This window comes from Bifidobacterium olomucense (assembly GCF_012932375.1).
GTDB lineage: Bacteria > Actinomycetota > Actinomycetes > Actinomycetales > Bifidobacteriaceae > Bifidobacterium > Bifidobacterium olomucense.
In genome coordinates this window covers 24400-44091 of record NZ_JAAIIG010000002.1, presented here as the reverse complement: position 1 = coordinate 44091, position 19692 = coordinate 24400, and the positions used below count along the sequence as shown (strand labels likewise).

The following is a 19692-nucleotide window of genomic DNA, read 5'->3' as shown; positions in this document are numbered from 1 at the left end:
GGTTATCCCGGCCCCTTCATTGCGTCAGAACTCGAAGCCGGCTGATGGGATGGTGCTTTGTGCCTCGTCTATGAGGTGGATGTACGTCTCTATCGTGGTGGAGATGTCCTTGTGGCCGAGTTCCTTGCTGATGAGCGTGATGGGTACGCCGCTCGCGAGTCGTATGGACGCGCTGTAGTGACGCAGTGAGTGGTGGGTCCATCCGACGCGCGGGGCCTTCCATTCCTTGCCACCGACGACGGGCACGGTCATGCCGGTATACGTGTTGTGGTTCGGTGGCCATGGGTTGTACTTGGTCGCGAGTTCCATGCGCTGGCTCACGTAGTCCATGACGGGGTTCGTGAGGAGCTGCATGCGTTTCTGGTTCGTGTAGCCGCCGGTGCCGGGTATGAGCTTGCCGTGGCCGCTGGCCCTCCAATCCTCGCTCATGCCGACCTTCAGGCTGTCCGGGTCGTTCGTGGGCCGTCGGGTCGGGAACATGAGCAGCCTTGTGAATAGGGCAAGCTTCGCGGAGAGCGATCCGCCGGCGGCGCGGTTCAGGGTCGGTGTGTTCCACAGGTCGATGAGCCACTGGAGCATGCACCAGCCGAGCGGAGTGTAGCCCTCGGCCCAGGCGTAACCCACCTCCTCGCGCGTGGAGGACCAGAACGATTCGTCGTCCTGCGTCCTCGCGTGTGGTGCGAAGCGCTGCATGCCGTCCATACCCGCTATCTGCTCTCGTAGCGGCCTCGGGTCGTCCTCGTACTGCCACGATGGCAGGTAGTAGGGCATGTGGACCCAGCGGGTCTTGTCATCCATCTCGTTGTTCCACTTCGGCCGGCCGAGCCGGTAACCGGAACCGGCCTGCGTGTACTGCTCCTCGATGTGGATGGCACCGTACCAGCCCCTGCGGCTCTCCGGTGGTTGCCGGCCGTCGAACCTCAGCGCGTCATCCGTCTCCTCGTCCCAGTTCTGGATGTGCGCGTCCACGAAGAGGAACGCCGCCTGGTCGGGTGTGAGGACGTTGCCCACGCGAAGCGCTATCTGCTCACCGACGCGGGTACCGACGCCGGCCCCCATCGCGAGGAACGCGGTGAGCCTGCGGTACTGCCGTGCCACGTCCTCGTTCGCGCGTTGGTATGCCTCCTCGGTTCTGATGAGCGGCCCGGTGATGCGGGCTATCCGCTTATCCTCGGGAATCCCCATCCTCCAGATGTCATCCAGCGGGTTGCAGCCCGTGGGGCCGTCGAGCGGCTCGTTGGTCCAGCCGCTCGTGGTCTGCTTCTCACCGCTCACCGTGTCTATCCACGTGGTGTACTCCGGCACCTGGCCGGTCCCGCGTCCGGTGAGCAGCTCATGTGCCGCGTGTGCCGCCGCCTCGCGCTGGGTGCGCATGTCCATCTCCTCGTCAAGCGGGGTCACGTTCATCGTGGAGGCCGTGAGCGTGATGAGGCACGCCACCCAACGCGTGGAGGGCACGTCCTCCTTCTTCACGGTGACGTTCGTCGTGCTTTCCTCGCGACGGTAGTTCGTCACGACGGGCACTGGTTTCGCGTAATCGTCGCCGGTCCCCTCGATGCCGTACACGGAGTGCGCGTAGTCGAAGAGACGACGGACCTCGCTGCGCAGCCGCTTCTGAGCGGCCGGGCGTATGCCGGCCATGTCGATGCGCGCGAGGTCGCTCGGCACCACGTCGCGTATCTTCTTGTCACCGATGACGAGCCACACGCGGGTCATGGCCTGCCGCTTCTGGCTCGTGGTCCCGGACCCCCACTTCGGATGGTCGCCGGCCCTGACGTACTCCTCGTACACGTCCTTCACGAGCGGGTTCTTCGGGGTTCCGTGCACCGGCCCCTTGGGTTTCCGGTAGCCGAGCTTCTCCGACGCGGTGTTGTACGCGTCGTCCTCGGTGCCGCTGACCGTCGTGGAATGCTTCTTGCCGGCGGCGTCGATCCACCAGACCCTCCAGTACGGGTAGCTGCGCGTCGGTGGGTTGGCCCAGGCCTGCTGGCCGATGAGGGGCACGCGCTTGTTGTTCCTCCTGCCCGTGCCCCTGCGGGTCGTGGTCCTGCCCGGTTCGGTGGTCTGAACCGTGGCATCCGTGCCCGTCACCGGCTCCGCGTCGTCGCTGCCGCTCGTCCGTGCGGCAGTCGGCTTCTTGCCGCTCCTCATCCTCATCTCCGTGCTTCGTTGCCCCGGCTCCTCCGGGTTCTCCACTCCAGAGACTAAGCCCATCAGCGCGGCCCTGCCGATCGGGTTTTCCCCGTTCTTCTGCGTGCCCGTCACCGCGGCTCCCGGCTCCGCTGGCTCGGGTTCCGGTGCGGTGACTCCGGGCCGGGTTATACTGGTCCTAAAAACGGTAGGAATGATGATGTCGGCACTCTGCTGGTCGTGGTGCTTCGGCTCCGTGTCTTGCGGCATTTCTTGCTCCTCACCGGAACGACCGCGGATTTTGCGAAGTATTTTGCGAAATCGGGTCACGGTGGGGTTGGAAACGGCTTGTTTCCAAGCGTTGGGTTAACTCGACCCCCTTATGGTGGAGTTCAAGTTCAACGTGTCGAAGTGACTCGAATCGGCTTGATTTCAACGTTTCTCGCTATGCGAATCCTGTGCGAACGCACCTCAATCATACATCCTGTGTGACTTCGCATACGACATGAGGCGTGTCGCACCAAGGGGTCCCGCAAGGATTCGCACAGGAACTCCATGACAGGAAGGCCCGCCCGGAACCACACCGGGCGGGCCTTCGCATACCCGGCGGAACCCAACCGGCAGTAGGCGGGGAGGGGAACGTCGAAGTTCCGCCGCGACTACACGGAACCGCTCCTGTGCGAACTCGCTCCGACAGGCGAGGGGAACCCGCATCGGCGTGCCGGACGCCCGACAGGCGCGCCGTGCCGAACGGAACCGCGCGAGGCGCAGCCGCCACACCACGAAACCCAAGCGGCAGTAGAAGAGGGAGGACCAACGTCATGCACCGGGGCGCCACTCGGGCACGGAATCCGCCGACACCGCACGGCGCGGCTCCATGACCTTGTGCAAAGTCACACGGCCACGCTCCGTGCGACTTCGCACAGGAGAAGAACGGCACCGGAGCCGACCCCGGTGTGAGGAATCCAAACAAAACGCAAAACCCCATCAGGAACCGCAGGGAAAGGCGGGACCCGGCAATCGGCCACCACCGAGAAGCCTCCAGGCCACTCGCTCCGCGTCCTGCCTCCTCGCGATTCCGATTCCCGGTGGGCGTCCGTACCGCTCTTGCGCGCCCATCGTCATGTATGGGCGCGGCGGGACGGCAGCCGATGCCGTTCCACTCCTTCCTCGCCCGGATGGGAGTGAATGGATCCGCGAGCATACGTGCGGTTCGCACAGGAAACGAACGGTGCGAAGCCGGGCGCGGGCGCGGATAATCCTTGTTTTTCGCATGGGGGCTGGTTCTCCTGTGCGACTATGCGTGGCTGGTGGCGTTGCCGGTTCGTTCCTGTTCGTGTGGATATTGGCCTTGTCGAGGTTGACAGGTGGCCGACCGGGCTTGTTCCGGAGGAAGTGGAGCATGGCGAGGGGAGGATCCCGGCGCTTGGCTGCGGCGGAGGGGCGGCGACGCCCCGATCCAGCGCGACGACCAAGCCCCGCGCGGGTAGGAACGACATGGACGGCCCCGCCTCGACGCGGACCGGCGGCCGGAAGCTGCGCTGGAACGGCATCCCGCCGGATACGACAACACGAACAAGGACGAGTTCATATGCTCGTACTGGATTGGCGGAACACGGGTGATGGCATCGCGAACTCCGACGACCCAATGACCCTGCCGACGTACGACTGGGCGAACCGACACTACGGAATCTACGGGAAGCGAGGACTGACCATCATGCGCATGGACGAGAACGGGCGCGAGTGGCTCACCACGGGCGAGGCGGCGGCCATCGTCGGGATGTCCCGGCAGCGGCTCGACCAGCTGTACCGCGAGGACAGGCTCGACGCGACGGTCGAGGTGGACCCCGCCACGAACCACCGGCGCTACGAGCGCAGGAGCATCGAGACGTGGGGCTACCGGTGGAACGCCGAGCAGGAGCTCCTGCGCAGGCGCGAGGCCGAGGCCCGGAGCCGGGCCAAGTGACGGCGTGCAAAACGGCGAGGGGCGGCACCATTCCCTCTTCTCCTTTCCCGTTTTGATGGTCAAAGACCATCAGCGTCAGTCCTTGGCTTCTCCACCCCGCTGATGCAGTCATCACTTGTGCCGCGCCCCTTCCTTCTCTTTGGTCTGCTCCATGGTTCATGCTTCGCTCGTTCTCCGTGGCGGTTCCCGCTTGTCGCTTGTTCGCTGCCCGTGCCGTGCGATATTGCCTTGTCAGAATTGACAAGGGCGTTGCGTCGGGTCGGTGAGCCCGACCGGCGTCCGAGGAATGATGCGGGGGAAGAGATGAAGCGTGCGGAGGTGCTTGGCCTGAGTGGTTCGTTGTTCCGGCCGGAGGACCATGAGTGGGTGGAGCCGTACTCGTACTCGCGTGCGAACGGTCTCATGGAGCCGGTGCCGCTTGACGTTCCGATCGGCGAACCCGGTCTCGTGCTGCCGTACTCGGGCCTCATGCTGCTGTGCCTGACGTGGGATGATTCGCCGATGCGCGAGGCGCGTGCGGCTGCGAGGCGCACCGGTCTCAGCGAAAGGCTCATCAGGCTCGCCGGTGTGAAAAGGTTCCCCGACACGACGTGGAGGCTTGGCCTGTACGTTCGTCCGGAGCGTGAATCATCGGGGAACCCGCTGTACATCGATGCGGCGGGGTTCAACAGGACCGTGAACGAGGGGAACCTCCCCGGTGCGGAGGAGAACGTCCTCGCGTGGGACCGTGCTCACCGTCGTCCCGTCAGCGACGAGATGCCGGTGGGCATCCAGCCACGCTCCTACGTGAAGTGGCGCGACGAATGGGAGCGCATGATGAACGGCACAACCGTGCCGGGCCTCAGGGTCACGCTTGACAAGAAAACCATGCGCGACTGCCAGGCCACGAGCGTGCCGCGCGCCGCGTACCTCCTCGGATGCGGTCCGTTGGACGCGAAGACCCGGTACCCCGAGGCCCTCGCCATGAGCGAACTCCTCCTCATCACCACCGTGTACGAGTACGACCCGCTCATCGCCACGAGCGCCGACGAGCTACGCGAGGTGCCCACCATGTTCCTGCCGCAGGTGATTGACGCATGGGTGGCGGCGGATGATGCACGCTACCAGGCTCGACGCGAATACCAGCGCGTGACATCAGCCGCCACGCGCACCACGAGGAACCAGACGCGCAATCCGAAGCACACCGGCCTGTTCAACAACCCGTCCACGCCAGCCGCGCGGCCATGCGTGCCGCCGAACAAGGCGCACGCGCCACGCAACGCGCCGCACAGGGGCAAGCTCCACACCGCGCCAACCGCCAGCGACCTCATCGTCAAGGCATGGCACCCCGACGATCAACGAACGAAACCGACGGGACCAGACGTGCACGACCGGGAATGAGGCCGGAGGGGAACACAGTACGAACGCGGTGCGGGTGGAGTGGGGAAATAAAACCAGCCCGATTCACAAGAACCCGCACCACCCGCGCCATTCTCATTCGTCCCTCGGATTCCGCGGCTTGTGTGGTCGTGGGGATATTCGCCTGTTGACGAAACCAACCCGTCTCGTGCGTGACTGGTTCATACACGGGAGGGGCGTGATGGGCGTGGGGAGGGGAGACGACGTGAGCGCCAGTGTGGAGCTGCTCCGTGGTCTGGGCTGGGTGCGCTTCACCGGGGCGCGTGCGGATGGCGCTTGTGTGAACGAGTCGTCCGTGTCATGCCGAACAGTGGCGCGTGGAGCCTAATGCCGCGCGCATTCGGCCTGCTGCTCCTGCGGACCGTGGTGGTCCGCTGGTTCGAGGAGTCAGTCGACGCGCTTGGCAACACCAGGTATGACGAGGACGCGGTCCGTGCCGTGAACTTCCGTATCCCGTTGGCGACGCACTGCACGGGATGGAGGAAGCATGGCACGAAGACGATGACGTGAGCAACGACAAGGAGCGGAGCATGGAGAGCAACGAGCAGAGGAATGACGAATCCGACTATGAACCAATCAGCGACGCGGCTACGGACCCGCTGGATGACGGCGACGTCGTACTCGACGAGGAGCCGACGGGGGAACGCTGATGGACGAGGACGCATTGAACGACGCGATCCGGTATGCGGCGGAACTCGACGAACTCGAAGGCATTGAACAAGCGACGTTGAACGAGCAGGGGCTCGAACGCACCGACCTCGAAACCGGCACGCCAAGCGTCGGGGCCATTCTCGGCATCGTCGATGCCTCGAACGACAGGCATCACACCGGCCATCCCATTCAGGAATGGGGACCCGTCCTCGCCGCACGACCCGAACTCCACACGTGGCTCGCCAATACGTACCGGCTCCTCAACGAGTACCACTACGACGAATGCTTCGAGGTGAAGATGCTGCGCGAGGAGAACGACGAATACTACGAAATGCCCGCGAACCTCCGGCAGATCATCCGAGAAGCCTACGAGGCATACAGGAACATCACGTTGAAGGAACAACCACCGGTAGCAACCCGGTGATGAGAAAACTGAGGGGAGGAACAAGAGCGACCGACATGAACGGCTCAATCATTCGGTTCCTCGCCCCCCTGTGCCTGTGCTTCGGCTGTTTGCTTCTGCGCGTGTCAGTCGAGGAATGATTCGCCGGGCGCAGGCAGGTGCTCCGCCTCCTGCGCGGCGCGCACGTAGTTGAAACCGGATCCGTTCGCCTCGCCGTTCGCGGCTCCTGTCTGAGCGTTGACATTCGTGTTCGTGTCAGGCGTCGGCACCGGTCGTGCCGGTGCGACCGGTACCGCGTTGTTGCGGTTCGTGTTCGTCGTGCTTCGCTGCATCGTGTGGAACGCGACCGGTATGCCATCATTCACCGGCTGTGCTTCCCTCCGCCGCGCCGTGCCCTGCGGCTGGCGTACGATGCGCCGGAACCTGCGTTCGCCCTCCACCGGTTCCACTGGTCGTGCGGTTTGCTGCGGCTGCGGTGTGTTGAAGATGTTCCCGTCCATCGCGTCGAGCGCGTCCACCGGTGAATCATCCCGCACCTGCACATCGACGGGCATGGTGGGCGTCGGTCTGTTCCCGGCTGACCGTTGCGTCTCCGTGCCGGTTGGCCGAACCGGTCGTGCGTGGGAAGTGTTGGTGTTCCCGGTGACGCGCGCCGTCTTCTCCGCCTCGATGCGTCGGTTCTCCTCGTATTCCTCCACGCGGATGGGAGCGCCGCCGGGTCGGCGCGGCGTGTACCGCTGCGCGGTTTCCGCGTCGCGCTGCGCCTGCTTCTTCGCGGAGAGAGAGCGGCGAATGGATGCGGAGCGCTTCCTGTTCTGCGCGATGCGGCGGCGACGGTTCGCGTTCACCGCGCCGCGATTCATCAAGGATCCGATGACCACGTCGGCGCCGGTGGCGTACGACTTCCCGTCCTTCAGGTGCGCGTCTAGGATGACCTGCGGGACGAAGAACGGCGCACCGCCGCCGCTCCAATTCGCGAGCCATTCCTGCACCTTGGAGCGTGCCTCCTCCAGCTTCGCTCGTGTCGTGCTCGTCGTCACGATCCAGATGCACGCCGAGTACGTCACCTCCGCCTGAGGGGTGCAGAACCCGAGCATCGTCCGCTCATACGCGCGCACGTCCTTCGCGGTCCGTTCAAGCTCGATGGCGATGGAGCCGCCTGGGCGGGCAATCACCATGTCCACGCAATGATCCGCGAGGCGAATCAGCTCGCGTTCAATGTCGGGGTTCATTCCGACCGCCTGCTCGTAGCCGTGCCAGTCAAGGAAACGATGCGCGCGCGTATCGAACCAGTAGTCCTTGTTCATCAGCACCCAACGCCAATAGTCGTTGTAGCTACGCTCCTCGGGAATGCTCGACCACGCCTCGTACGCGCCGGACGGTTCACTGATGGGCTGCTCCGCGCAACGCTTCAGGTATCCGCTGATGAGCCTCTCGCGCGCGGTGAACAGTTCACGCTCCGGCGTCGTGTACTGGTTCCGCTTCACCTCGTCGTTCGCGGTCTGCTCGATGAGTTTCATCACCTTGCCCCACACTGGACGGTACTCATGCTCGGCGATGAGATCCGCGTCACCATTCAGAATCTCCTCGCGCAGCCGCTCCCACTCGTCCACCGCGAAGCATGACTGCTTGTCAAGATGCAGGTAGTCGTTGTTCGGGGAACCGACCTTCAGCACGTCCTCGTCATACGCGAGAGCGCACTGCATCAGCTGCCCCGCGATGCTCGACAGCATCACCGTATGCGCACGCACATCCACCTTGCTGTACTGCAGCGGCGAATCAATCGCGCGGCTCGTCTTCGAAGTCGGACCCCAGAAGAACGCGGAGCCAAGCGCGCCGTCACCGGCACCGTTCAAAGTGACCAGACCGCGTTTCCCTAACGAACGGAGACGTTGGCCATACCGGCCGTTGTTCGCCATCGAAGTTCCGCCCGCAAGACGGACGGCGGAACGAGTGGACACGGACTGGAAGCGATTCACCGCGTCCAGCATTCCCCTGTCCATAGGGGTCAAGTAGTTCGCAACCATGGGAAACCTCCACGCAACAGCACGAGAACAGCGCCACGCGGCCGGAACCGAATCGACACAGGCGAACGACAAGCCGCATGACATAGGACGACAGGGCAATATCGCGGATGCCCCAAAACCACCCCGAACGCCCCGACGTATGGCACGCACATCGTCCTATGTCACGGAAAACTCCAGTAGAACCCCGGACCCCAAAAAACGTGAAAATGACCGCCAAACCCCCGGACCCGCGGAAACAAGCCAAAAACAAGCCAAGAACCAAGGGACAGCAGGGTCCGAGGACTCCGAAAAACACGCAACACAACGTTCAAGACCACACGCGCAGAGCACATGCTTCATTGGGAATTATGAACCAATCACGCCAAGGCGGGGACGGCAATCGCCGGACTACAAGGAACGAACCTCCACCACTCGCGCCGCGCGCGGCAGTACAACAGCCAGCCGCACCGGCGCGTGGATGAGCAACACACAACCACAGGCAGAACAACAACCCGGTCGTCGCACGGGCGCGCCGATCCTCACTCCGTCCCGTCACTCCGCCAAGAAACACACGGCGATACACGCGCCCCGTGGACCCGCGTGGTTCCCCTTGACCCGCACGCGACAGCGCTCAAGGGAAACCGGGAAGCGGCGGCACACGCTGCTACACACCGCTTGCTCGACCGACCATCAGTACCGGGGGAGGAATACGCTCCGCGCCCCCGGCGCTCTCCAGCCAATCCTCGGGACGAGGACGAGCGTCACGATGACCAAACCCGCGAGCACGATCGGTGCTCGCGGCGTGGTGAGTAGTGAAGCAGATCGTCCTACCCCGTGATTGAATGGCAACCCGTACAACGGATCAGTCAACCCGCAAACCATGCGAACAAGACCACACGACTGGGAGGCAACAGCAAAAGGAACAACAAGGTGATGCCTGGCGCGGGTGATTTGGGAGTATCAGTGCCGGGACCATCGGGTTGTCGTTGAACATGCGGTTCGCATCGACGCGAGCCGCCTCGCCACGTGGCGTCACTAGTAGGGTCGTATGATGCGTGCGGTCTGGCGCTCGCCGCGCGGCTGTGACTGGTTCCTTTTTTCTTTTTCCTGGCGAGGGGTGGAGTGGTGACGCGAACCCGGATCGCGTGGTGCCTGGTCGCGTGCTCGTGGCAGTGGCCGAGCAGCAATGCGCATGGGGATCTGCGCGTGTGGCCTTGAATGATTCTCTCGTGATGGTCTATTCGGGAATCCCGAACCACTCGCGCCGCATCATCATTGGAGAACTTGGCCATCCGCGCTGCGTCTTGCCTTGCCTTGTTTGTTTCTGCTTTGGGTTTGATCGGTTGGGGCATACTGACCACATGGCTGTTAAGCGGGGCGGGATTTGCCGGTTATGTGATTCCGGTCGGTGTGGTCGTTGCCACGGCAAGTGTATGGCTGCTGCTCAAGGCGGTGAAACGTGTCTAGTACCGAATCGCCAATCAGAAAGATTCACTTCTTAATCGGAAGCAGAGCTTTCTGGTCGAAACGTCAGGATTGAGGCCTGCGACAATCCGTTGTTGGCTTTTCGCGGTGTCATACCTGCATTCTGAAGCGATGCTTGAAGAGAGTGGCGACTGCCGTCTACGCATTGGGTTGCGGTTCGTGTTCGAGCGCGAGTTTCATCTTGCTGTTGTCCATCAGCCATGTGTACAGGTCGCGGTCCAGAATCATCGCCAGATCGAAGCACGCCTGCACCGCGTCCGCCAGTGTGATGCGCCGGTTCTCGCCCGGTAGCGGGATGCCGTTGACGAGCGGCTCGTGGTGGGCGACCCTGTTGCGCAGGGCGTGCACGGTCTTGACGATGTTCAGCGCGTAGCTCCTCGTCCATTTGGCGTTCGCGTCCAAGGCGTGCCGGCGCCCGCCGGGGAAGGCCTTGACGATGCCCTTGCGCCAGAGGTCGTTCTCGTAGTCGGCGCTGCCCTCGTCCGGCCAGTGAGCGTGGATGGCTCCGCCGTTCTCCAGCAGGTTGCGCCAGAATCCGAACGTCAACGCCGCGACGAGATGCCCGTGCGTGTGCCGTTTCTTTTGCTGGACGGTGAGATGGCCCCATGCCTCGCGGATCTGGCGTTGGGTGCGGTCGTCGAAACGGAGCCCCGCCATGTACCAGTCCGCGGTGCCGGACTGTTCCAAGGAGATGAGTGACAACTGCCGGTCCATGTGGTTGCGCAGGGCGACTTCGAGGACGGCGATGTCTCCCATGCAGGCGCTGGCCATGTCATGGTCCCACAGGTACAGTCGCAATGCCGGGCATGAGCGCCGCCGCGCTTCGGAATCGTAGGATGCGAGCCGTTCGTCGGTGATGCACGCGCGCAACGCCCTCTCCTGCGGGCTTCCCTTGCGAGGAGGCTGTGAGAGGAAAGCGGGTGCTAGGTTTGACTGTCGGCTCATGAACCATTATCATATTCCATGAAATCCCCCAATGGGCCTCTCCGGACGGTCTTCGACTGAGCCGTGATGCACTGGGGGTTCTCTTTTATTCAGTATTTTTACTCGGATTGGGATACCCGTCCATTGAATGCCGCACAGCCCAGACTATGAGCCGCACGCGGTTGGTTTGGCCGGTTTTTCTGAGGATGTTGCCGATGTGGGTTTTGACGGTGGACACGCTGACGCCCAGATTTGCGGCGATCCGGTCTTGTCAGGGGCTCAATCGCCATGCTCATGTCCGCCATCCTCAATCGCCGGACTGTTGGCGAGCGCCATTCCCGCGCCCATCGTCATCCGAAACCAACCGGCGCAGGGGCTGACGAGCTCACGGCTTCTCGTCGTGTATGGTCGTATTCCACGGGATGTGCAGTCACGGCGATTCATCCATGAAGCCGCAGCTATCGTACGTTCTGCGATACGCTACGTCGTCTGGTCTGACACATGGACTGAAGGGGAGTCCGTTCCCCTAAACAGGAGAAACAGACCCTACTCATGTTTGATATGTCCGAGCGGCGCTGCTATCGGTCTGAAAAAGAGGGATGGCGATTTCCGCATTCCACCCATCGGCGTTGTCCGTGACGGTGAATGTTCCGGATATGGATTCGATGACGGTTCGGTATCGCTCGAGACCGCTGCCGAGTCCGATCTGGGTCTCGTTGTTGTTTCTCGCATCGCTTGCCGAGATGATGACGTGCTGCCGGTCGAAGGAGATCGTGACGGCGTACCAGGCGTCGGGGTCGGCGTGCTTGGCGATGTTCGCGTAGAGTTCGTTGAGCAGCCCTTCGAGGAGGTCGAGGATGTCATCCGCCAGCGGGTGATCGAATGTCCCTAGGATTCCGTCGCCTTGGAATCCGAGGCTTTTGAGTCGTCGCTGCTGTGTCTGGATGATGTCTTCGAGTCGTTCCCGTTGCTGCTTGGCTTTCCTGCCGGCCATGTCTTCGTTTGTCTGGCTGATATGGGCGATATCGTTCGATTCGTCGGCATGTTCGAGTTGCCGTATCACTTGGTGGGTATGGTCGAGCGCGGTTTCGGCGATGGCGCGCAGGTCGGCGAGCCGGAGCTGGTATTGGTTCTGGTCAGCAGGCGGGTCGTCGTGGCTGGCCTGGTCGATGCGCAGAATCATGTAGGCGAGATCGTTGCTGATGGTGTCGTGCAGATGCCGTGCCGTGCGTTCGCGGTCAAGTTGTCGTCTGAGCGCCGCGGTCGCTTGCCGTTGGGCCAGCAGCAGGTTGAGTCCGAATCCCAGTGACAGCGGGCACAGGCACATGACGGTCATGCCGACGATGTTCGATGCGGTGAGCTGGTTCTGCGTGTTATTCACGGTAAGGGCGGCGAAGGCGATCAAGGAAGCGGAAGCGCCGAGGCGGGGTTTGGTGAACGAAAGCACCGCGATGGATGTCAGCGCGGCGATCATGATCGTCGTCAATGGCGAGAACAACCATAGCAGCGCGTACCCGGAGACCGCGAACAGCAGGCAAGAAACCCATGCCGGCGCTATTCCGAGCATGGCGCACAGGACGGCGACAATCAGCGAGATGCGCACGGTCGACCATGACAGCAGGTTCTGGGATGAATACACGCCCATCTCAATGAGAATCGCCGCCGCGAGGACCAGTCCGATCGCCAGTATGGCCGGATGACGTATGCGGTTCAGAGCAGATCGTATCGGGCGCATACGGCGAGAGCCTCCTTACGGTCGGCGGCATGGAGTTTACGGCATGCCCGGTTGACGTAGGTGAAGACGCTGCCCCTACCCACGTTCAGGAGCGCGGCAATCTCGTCGGTGGATAATCCGTGCGCGTAGAGCCGCAGCACGTCCCGCTCCCGCGAAGACAGCGACGGCTTGTCGGATTCCGGCAATCGCGTTCCGGAGACGCGTTCGGCGTTGAGCTTCAGATAGGCTTCCTGCGCTGTGGGGAATCCGCTGCCGGGGACAGGTTCGCCCTGCGCCGCGTATCGTATGGCCTGCGGGAGCTCCTTGATGATACGGTCCTTGGCTATCAGGCATTGCGCGCCCGCCTCGATCACGTCCTGACGGTATGCATCAAGATCGTAGGAGGTGATGCACGCCAGACCGATCGCCGGGGTGCGTCGGCGGATTCTGGCGCATATTTCCGCGCCGGTGATGCTGCCCAATGCCATGTCGCTGACCAGCACATCGGGTCGCGTTCCATTGGTCATGCAACGCTGCAACGCCACCGCCGGCGATGTGGTGCTCCAGATGACGTGGAACCGTGGGGAGAGACGGCTCGTCATCATGGCTATGGCGTTGAGGGCGAGCGAATCGTTGTCCAGTATCCCGACGGCGATGACCCGCAAGTCCGATGTGTCTGTCATGGCATCCATCGTATGCGCGTCCCATGCTCCTCGCCGTATCGTTGTCATGCGCGTGCATGACATGCCTGCATGACAGTCTTTTGCTTCTGGATCGCCTTCCGTGGGCTAATGGTGGATGACGGCTACGTGATCGCACGAAGGAGCATGATGATGAAACCGTGGATACGATGCAGGATCGTCGTTCTGACCGCAGCGATGCTGCTGCTGTCCGGGTGCGGGGCGGCCTCGAACGGCGGCGCTTCGGGCAATGGCGGCATGCTGACTTGGCAGCAGGCGAACGAGGAATACAAGGCGACCGTCGAGGACTTCCCCTTTGCGTTGATGAACGGCGACCAGTTCCCCGCGAACATGCCCAAGGCACAGACCGCATCCTCACTGTACGCCAAGGGCAACGGTGAGGGACAGGCGTACTCCTACTGGCAATGCTCGGTGGAACGCAACATCCTCGAAAACAGTCAGACCGACACGGAAACAGCCCGGAAGTCCCTCAAGCAGCTGCGCAGGCTGCTGGACACCGACTGGTTCAAGAACTACTACGAGGACAAGGACGGCATAGTCGAGAACGACGTGATCGGCAAGTCCGAGCTCGGCGATTATTCGACCATGAGGGACTTCTACAACACGGACTGCGCGTGGTACCGGCAGGAGAACGGACTGGCGCAATGAGCACGACCGCATCGTTCAAACGCCTACTGGCATGCGTTGCGGCCACGACGATGTGCATGTCGATGGCGGCTTGCTCGTCGCCGCAGACGCCGTCGTCCGGCGCGTCCTCCACGGCGAAGCAATCGGCATCCACGGTCAAGGTGCGCAGAGGAGGCATCACGCCACTGGCTTCCTCCTCCACCAGTGTGCAGGTGGCTCCTGTTTTCTCGCTTACGGCTCCGGTGAAAGGCTGGTTCCACGCCGAGGCTGGTCAGGGAACATACGTGCATGCGGGCGACCTGTTGGGCACCGTCGGAGACCAGCAGGTCAAAGCCCCGGTCGATGGCGTGATCGAAACGGTCACGCAGGACAACGACGTGGCCGTCAACTATCCGCTGTTCTCGATACGGTACGGCGGCATGAGCGCCAGCGTGGACGCGACTGCATTGCTGGCGACCATCGGTTCGGACCAGACGCTCGCCGGCCGGTTCCAGATCACCGGCGCGCAGGGTCCCACGGACTGTACGGCGATCGTGGACGACGGCGTCGCCGCGTCGGACTCATCGGGAGAGGCCGCGGCTGGATCGGCGACGACCGCGCAAGGTGCCGCATCGACGCGCGCGATGCAATGCCTGTTCCCGAAGGACGTGCAGGCGCACCCCGGGCAGAACGCCACCGTGGTACTGACCGCGCCCGCGATCGAGGACGCGCTGATCCTGCCCGTCACCGCGGTGGCCGGCCGACTCGGCTCCGGCCAGGTCAGCAGGCGCGACGGAGACTCGTTCACCACCGTGGACGTGAAACTGGGCGCGTCGGACGGCACCTCGATCGTCATCCTCGACGGTCTCAAGGAGGGAGACTCGGTGTCAGCGACGGCCCCGAACCTCGTTCCCGGAGCGCAATCATGAACGGCGCGTCCCTTATCCGCTTGAACCATCTGAGCGCCGAAGTGCGATTGCCCGGCGGTGGCCGTCTGACGACGGTGAACGATGTCAGCGCATCCTTCGAGCGAGGCACCTCCACCGCCATCGTCGGCAAATCGGGGTCCGGCAAAACCAGTCTCGCCTCCATCATCGGACTGCTCAACGCCGACTACAACGGAACGCTTTCCTATGACGGGCGGGACTGCGCCGCATGGAACGACGCCGACCGGTCGCGCTTCCGCTGCCGGCATATCGGCTTCGTGTTCCAGAACTACTCCCTCATCCCTCATCTGAGCGCGTGGGAGAACGTGGCCCTCCCGTTGCAATACCGGGGAGGCATACCCATGCGGACGATCAGGAGACGGGCCGTGCGCATGCTGCATACCGTCGGGCTCGAAGATCGCGCGGACAGCATGCCGTCACGCCTGTCGGGAGGCGAACAGCAGCGCGTGGCCATCGCCCGCGCACTGGTGGGCGACCCCGACCTGCTGATCTGCGACGAGCCGACCGGCGCGCTCGACACCGAAACCGGAGACATGGTCGCCGCCATACTGTTCCGACAGGTTCAGGAACTCGGGGTCACGCTCATTCTTGTCACGCATGACCCGCAGCTCGCCGCCCGATGCGAACGCCAACTGACAATCGACAGGGGGCGACTGTCATGATCCGTATGATCGTCAAGGACCTGCGCATCAACCCGTTGCGCACCGGTCTCACCGCCCTGTCGATGTTCATCGGCATCGTCGCCCTCATCGCCGGCGTCCTCGTCGGCACGCTCGGCCGCGACTACCTTGAAGCGGTCAACGCGCGTCTGAGCGGCAGGACCCCCACCTATAGCGCCATCATCGACGTGACATCGGTGGCGGGCATGCAAACCACCATGACCCTGCAGGAACGACTCGCGCATTTCGAACCGGGAAGCGCATCGGCGCAATACCACCTCAATGACCTCGCCATATGGGCTTCGTCGGGTGATGGCGGTCTGGAGATACGCCACGTCGCCGTCACCGTCACCGATGCCGAGAGGACAAGAGTCATGCCCGCGCCCATCATCGAGGGCGCATGGCTGACCGCAGCGGACAAGCCCGCCACATTGGAAACCGTGGTCAATGAAAACGCCCGCCAATACGTGCATGACGGCACCATAACGCTTGCCCGGACCGGGAATCCACAACAGGTACCGGCGCGGGTGAACGGCGTCATCGTCGACGGGGCGGACGAGCCCGTCATCTACGTCAACGCGGCCGCGCTGCAACGCTACTGGCCGCAAGCCTGGACGCCGGATGGGCTGACCATCCTCGTTCACCCCGATGCAGGCGTGGACGACCGTCACGCCAAAACCGCGTTGGATGACCTGTTGGCCGACGTCGGGGCCGGCAGCGTATCGTCATGGAACCGTTCAGACAACGCCGACGAGTACGAGCAGGTCATCGACTTCCTGCAACTCGGCGTCATCGTCACCGCGATGCTGCTGCTGGCGGTATCCGCCATAGGCATGATCAACATCGGATTGGCCGGCATCGAACAACGCTCGCACGAACTGCTCATCCGACGGGCACTGGGCGCGACCAGAGCCAGCATCGCCGCACAGGTCATCGGCTCATCCGTACTGCTCAGCCTTATCATCGCACTCGCCGCGGTGCTCATCTCCGCGTCACTGGTCTGGATGGTTCCATGGATGATGCCCGCCGACTCGCCGCTGGAACCACCGGCGTACCCGTACACGGCGGCGATGATCGCGGCAGGCGCATCCGTCGCCACCTCGCTTATCGGATCCCTCGCCCCGGCCATCAAAGCCATACGACTACAACCCGCACTGGCACTGCGCTGATTATCGGATGGCGATTATCGGGCTGAGTAAAAAAGATGGATTTTGAATCCGATGTTTTGAATCCGGCGCGGAATCGTGCCACGATCTTTGACACTGCTTCTGTCTACTCCGAGCGCCAGGGCGCGGTGCGTCACGTTGTGCTCGGGTGTGGGTTCTTCTCGCCGAGCCACGGGCGTGCCGGGGTATGCTTGGTGGTGTCCGGCATGGCAAGTGTTGGGACAGTGCATACTGGTTGGGGCGTGCTTCAGTGACTTCACGGTGGGGCGCGCTCCTTCCTTTTCTTGCTTCTGGCATCATGACGGTGCCTGGTTTCTGGGTGCTGCTCCACGGGTAGCTGTCCTACTTCAGGCGTGTGGAGGAGAGTGGAGACGGGTGCGATGGTCTGAGCGTTCCCTGTTGCTGCCTGTGCCTGTGATGGATCAAAACCATTTGCGTGGCGTTTTGGCTTTTTCTTGCGTGTTCCCGCTCACGGTGCGGCTGCGGCCTGTCGTGGTTCCTTGCGCTTGGTTCCTTTGCTGTTCGGCTGCGTGGTGGGTTGCTTCTATGCGCAATGCTGCGGTGGTCTGGATATGTTTCTGACGAATGGTTGGTTGTTTCGAGCAGGTGGGAGGAGCATCATGCTGAGGGGAATCATTCTGGTGTTGTTCGCGGTGCTGGGTTTCATCATTGCGGGGGGCTTGCGGCGTGGAAAGTGCTGGACGTGGTGCTTGGGTTCCTTGGCGCCGGCGGCCTCCCGGCTCGTGCCTGTCGTCCTCGTGGTTCTTGGTGTCGTGTACCTGCGCATCGATGCGCATCGTAGGGAGGCGAGGAAGGCGCCGCGTCGGGTTGGGGTGACTTGCCCTGATTCAGGTGCGTGGGGTCCGCTCCTGACGCACGTTGGTTTATTGCTGCTACTCGTGAGGGGCCAGAAGGCATGAGGACTGGCGGGGGATGCTGCGAATGCCCGTGTAGCAGATCAAGGCAAGGCGCGGCCGCGGGTGGTGTCGGCTTTCCTGAGCCTGAGCACCGGTGTTGTACCTTGTGGTTCTTCTTGTGGTGTGGTTCGTGTGTTGGGGGCTGCGCCGTGTTGTTGGGATGAGGAGTGGTTGTGGTGCTTTGGTGGAGTGATGGTGACTCGGGTCGTGAGCCGGTTGTGGATTGGAGGCTGGCTCTTTCCTCTTGGGAGGGCTTCCGTCTCGTGTACCCGGCGTTCGTGGTTCGGGGTTTGCTTCGTGCGGTTCGTGGTGTGGAGCCGGGGTATGAGGCTCCTGAGGCGTTGCCTTTGGAACTGGTGGTGGAGGATCTGGTTGACGAGTACTTGTCCCGCGTGGATGGGTCCGCTTCGGATGAGTGGTTCATGCTTGACCCGGCGAGACTGGAGCGCGTGGTGCGCGTCATTCCCTGTCGCGTAGACCTTGGGGATGATGGGAAGTGGCGGCGGTTCCGCGGTGTGGTGCTCAATGCGGCGCTTGATTCGGTTCCTTGGGATGTGGGAGATCCGGTCGGTGATTTGACGTTCGTTCTGCTGCGTGACGCCGGACTGTGCCTGGACTGGCACGTTTCGCCCTCCGACGTACTGGGGCTGGAGGGTGCCCCAACGCTTGCCGTCGCTCCGGTGGTGGTCGAAGCCGCGAGACTGCTGCTGCGCGTGGGACTGGATTGCTGGGCCGGTGGTTTGGATTCCTGGCATGGGACGGCGATGAGTATGGCTCCGAGCGACGCGGCGTATGTGGGTTCCTCGGAGCGTGACTGGCGTTCCCCGTCATGGCTGAACGGGTTGGTTCGCTCCATGCCTGCCGGTCTGTCGCGCACATACGTCGATGCGTGGCGCGACCTGTTCCGAGTGCTGCGCCACGTCGGCGTGTACCGACGCGACCACCACGGAAAATGGGTCCAGGCCGGACCGAAACCCGCACCACCGATCAGCGAGGATGCCCTCGCCGCGATGACGGTCGCGTGGGAAGTGATGCTCGCGCTGGCCGATCCGGCATCGGGCCCGTCCGGGAACGGGCGCGAGGCGAGACTCGTGTCGCGCGAGCTGGATGAGGCGCTTGGCCGGTTCACCGTTGACGAGGGACTGCTGCACCGGGTGAGGCTCGCCGGGTTGTGGCGCGCCGTCAGCTCGCTCATCGTGAATCATAGAGCGGAACCGGAACGCATGAGCGGAACCGAACTGTACCGCCGTATGCGCACACTCGACGCGCTCGGCTGGGAAGCGTGCCCGACCGCCGAGACGCTGGATTGGCTGGCCGAACGATTCGCCGGAACCGACCGGCAAGGTGAAAGCCGTATGGTGGATGAGTGCGGGATCCTCCTCGGCACATACGGCGGCTTCGAGGACTCATCATCCGTCTGCCTTGCGCAGGCCATGCTCCTGAAGTACGTGCTCGAATCATTCCCGGACCACGGCGGATTCAGACACAGCGGCAATGACGTGCGCGCCGCACTGGTATGGGGCCTTGGGTACGTGTTCCCGACCATCGATGCGAATGGCCACCGCCGCAGGGTGCAACTGGACGGGAACACGGACTGGTGGAGATGGGAGGCAATCCGCGCGGCGCGTGCGGCGTACCTACGCGGCTCGGGCACCGGCCCCGGCGCATGGCTGGAGCACCTGAAGGACCACGCGGCACCGACCATCACGAGTGACCCGAACGGCACGCAACGCACCAGCACCGACCCCGAAGCACCATGGGCCGTCACCATCCCCGACGACACGAGGCCAGCATAGCGAAGCGCCGCCACGCGGCGAGGTGACGACGCCCATCCATGCGTGATCGGCGAATGAGCGAAGCACACGATGACAGGCAAAGAAGCACAGCGGATAGGACACACGACGGAGAGCGCTGATGATCTTGGTTTTCGACGAGGAGATCCAGACGGGAAGAGCCAAGCCCGCCCGCGACTGCATTTTGCCTTGCTTCGTCGTGCTGGTTGTCCGCCCGCTACTTGCG

General features: G+C 63.1%; 16 protein-coding genes. 10 read left to right on the top strand and 6 right to left on the bottom strand.

Annotation, left to right across the window (positions count from 1 at the left end; genetic code table 11):
• Positions 1-24: 24 nt before the first annotated feature.
• Complete coding sequence (locus G1C97_RS12075) at positions 25-2157, bottom strand: tyrosine-type recombinase/integrase (protein WP_205832495.1); 2133 nt, start codon at positions 2155-2157, stop codon at positions 25-27.
• Positions 2158-3721: 1564 nt separating this feature from the next.
• On the opposite strand from G1C97_RS12075, the gene G1C97_RS02375 reads away from it, so the two are divergent.
• The 4 genes from G1C97_RS02375 (at position 3722) to G1C97_RS02360 (ending at position 6569) form a co-directional block, all read left to right on the top strand.
• Positions 3722-4096, top strand: coding sequence for a hypothetical protein (locus G1C97_RS02375; protein ID WP_169240357.1), 375 nt, complete (start codon positions 3722-3724; stop codon positions 4094-4096).
• Between the two features lie 303 nt (positions 4097-4399).
• Positions 4400-5476, top strand: coding sequence for a hypothetical protein (locus tag G1C97_RS02370; protein WP_169240356.1), 1077 nt, complete (start codon positions 4400-4402; stop codon positions 5474-5476).
• Between the two features lie 345 nt (positions 5477-5821).
• A complete protein-coding gene (locus G1C97_RS02365; protein WP_169240355.1) occupies positions 5822-6004 on the top strand; it encodes a hypothetical protein in 183 nt (60 codons plus the stop codon).
• Positions 6005-6143: 139 nt separating this feature from the next.
• Positions 6144-6569 (top strand): hypothetical protein, encoded by a 426-nt coding sequence (locus tag G1C97_RS02360; protein WP_169240354.1) that lies wholly within the window; start codon positions 6144-6146, stop codon positions 6567-6569.
• 104 nt (positions 6570-6673) lie between these two features.
• On the opposite strand, the gene G1C97_RS02355 is transcribed toward G1C97_RS02360, so the two are convergent.
• A complete protein-coding gene (locus G1C97_RS02355; RefSeq protein ID WP_169240353.1) occupies positions 6674-8575 on the bottom strand; it encodes a hypothetical protein in 1902 nt (633 codons plus the stop codon).
• Positions 8576-9838: 1263 nt separating this feature from the next.
• On the opposite strand from G1C97_RS02355, the gene G1C97_RS12205 reads away from it, so the two are divergent.
• Positions 9839-10021, top strand: coding sequence for a hypothetical protein (locus G1C97_RS12205; protein ID WP_240950983.1), 183 nt, complete (start codon positions 9839-9841; stop codon positions 10019-10021).
• Positions 10022-10177: 156 nt separating this feature from the next.
• Here G1C97_RS12205 and G1C97_RS02345 read toward each other — a convergent pair whose 3' ends face one another.
• The 4 genes from G1C97_RS02345 to G1C97_RS02330 all read right to left on the bottom strand — a co-directional run bounded on the left by G1C97_RS02345 (position 10178) and on the right by G1C97_RS02330 (position 13360).
• On the bottom strand, positions 10178-10984 hold the full coding sequence (locus tag G1C97_RS02345; RefSeq protein WP_169240352.1) for an Abi family protein: 807 nt from the start codon (positions 10982-10984) through the stop codon (positions 10178-10180).
• 85 nt (positions 10985-11069) lie between these two features.
• The gene (locus tag G1C97_RS12465; protein ID WP_169240586.1) at positions 11070-11225 is read right to left on the bottom strand and encodes a response regulator transcription factor; all 156 of its coding nucleotides are present in this window, start codon (positions 11223-11225) and stop codon (positions 11070-11072) included.
• A 288-nt stretch (positions 11226-11513) separates the two neighbouring features.
• Positions 11514-12698, bottom strand: a complete 1185-nt coding sequence (locus G1C97_RS02335; protein ID WP_240950982.1) for a histidine kinase — start codon at positions 12696-12698, stop codon at positions 11514-11516.
• Entirely contained in the window at positions 12674-13360 is a 687-nt protein-coding gene (locus G1C97_RS02330) for a response regulator transcription factor (protein WP_240950981.1), read from the bottom strand. The genes G1C97_RS02335 and G1C97_RS02330 overlap by 25 nt, the downstream gene beginning before the upstream one ends.
• A gap of 69 nt (positions 13361-13429) precedes the next feature.
• On the opposite strand from G1C97_RS02330, the gene G1C97_RS02325 reads away from it, so the two are divergent.
• From G1C97_RS02325 to G1C97_RS02305, 5 genes are all read left to right on the top strand, one after another.
• Complete coding sequence (locus G1C97_RS02325; protein WP_240950980.1) at positions 13430-14026, top strand: hypothetical protein; 597 nt, start codon at positions 13430-13432, stop codon at positions 14024-14026.
• Positions 14023-14913: an efflux RND transporter periplasmic adaptor subunit gene (locus G1C97_RS02320; RefSeq protein WP_169240351.1), complete on the top strand. Its 891-nt coding sequence runs from the start codon at positions 14023-14025 to the stop codon at positions 14911-14913. The genes G1C97_RS02325 and G1C97_RS02320 overlap by 4 nt, the downstream gene beginning before the upstream one ends.
• Entirely contained in the window at positions 14910-15593 is a 684-nt protein-coding gene (locus tag G1C97_RS02315) for an ABC transporter ATP-binding protein (RefSeq protein WP_169240350.1), read from the top strand. Before G1C97_RS02320 ends, G1C97_RS02315 begins: the two co-directional genes overlap by 4 nt.
• Positions 15590-16759, top strand: a complete 1170-nt coding sequence (locus G1C97_RS02310; protein WP_169240349.1) for an ABC transporter permease — start codon at positions 15590-15592, stop codon at positions 16757-16759. Before G1C97_RS02315 ends, G1C97_RS02310 begins: the two co-directional genes overlap by 4 nt.
• A 1090-nt stretch (positions 16760-17849) precedes the next feature.
• Complete coding sequence (locus G1C97_RS02305; RefSeq protein ID WP_169240348.1) at positions 17850-19469, top strand: hypothetical protein; 1620 nt, start codon at positions 17850-17852, stop codon at positions 19467-19469.
• The last annotated feature ends 223 nt before the right edge of the window (positions 19470-19692 follow it).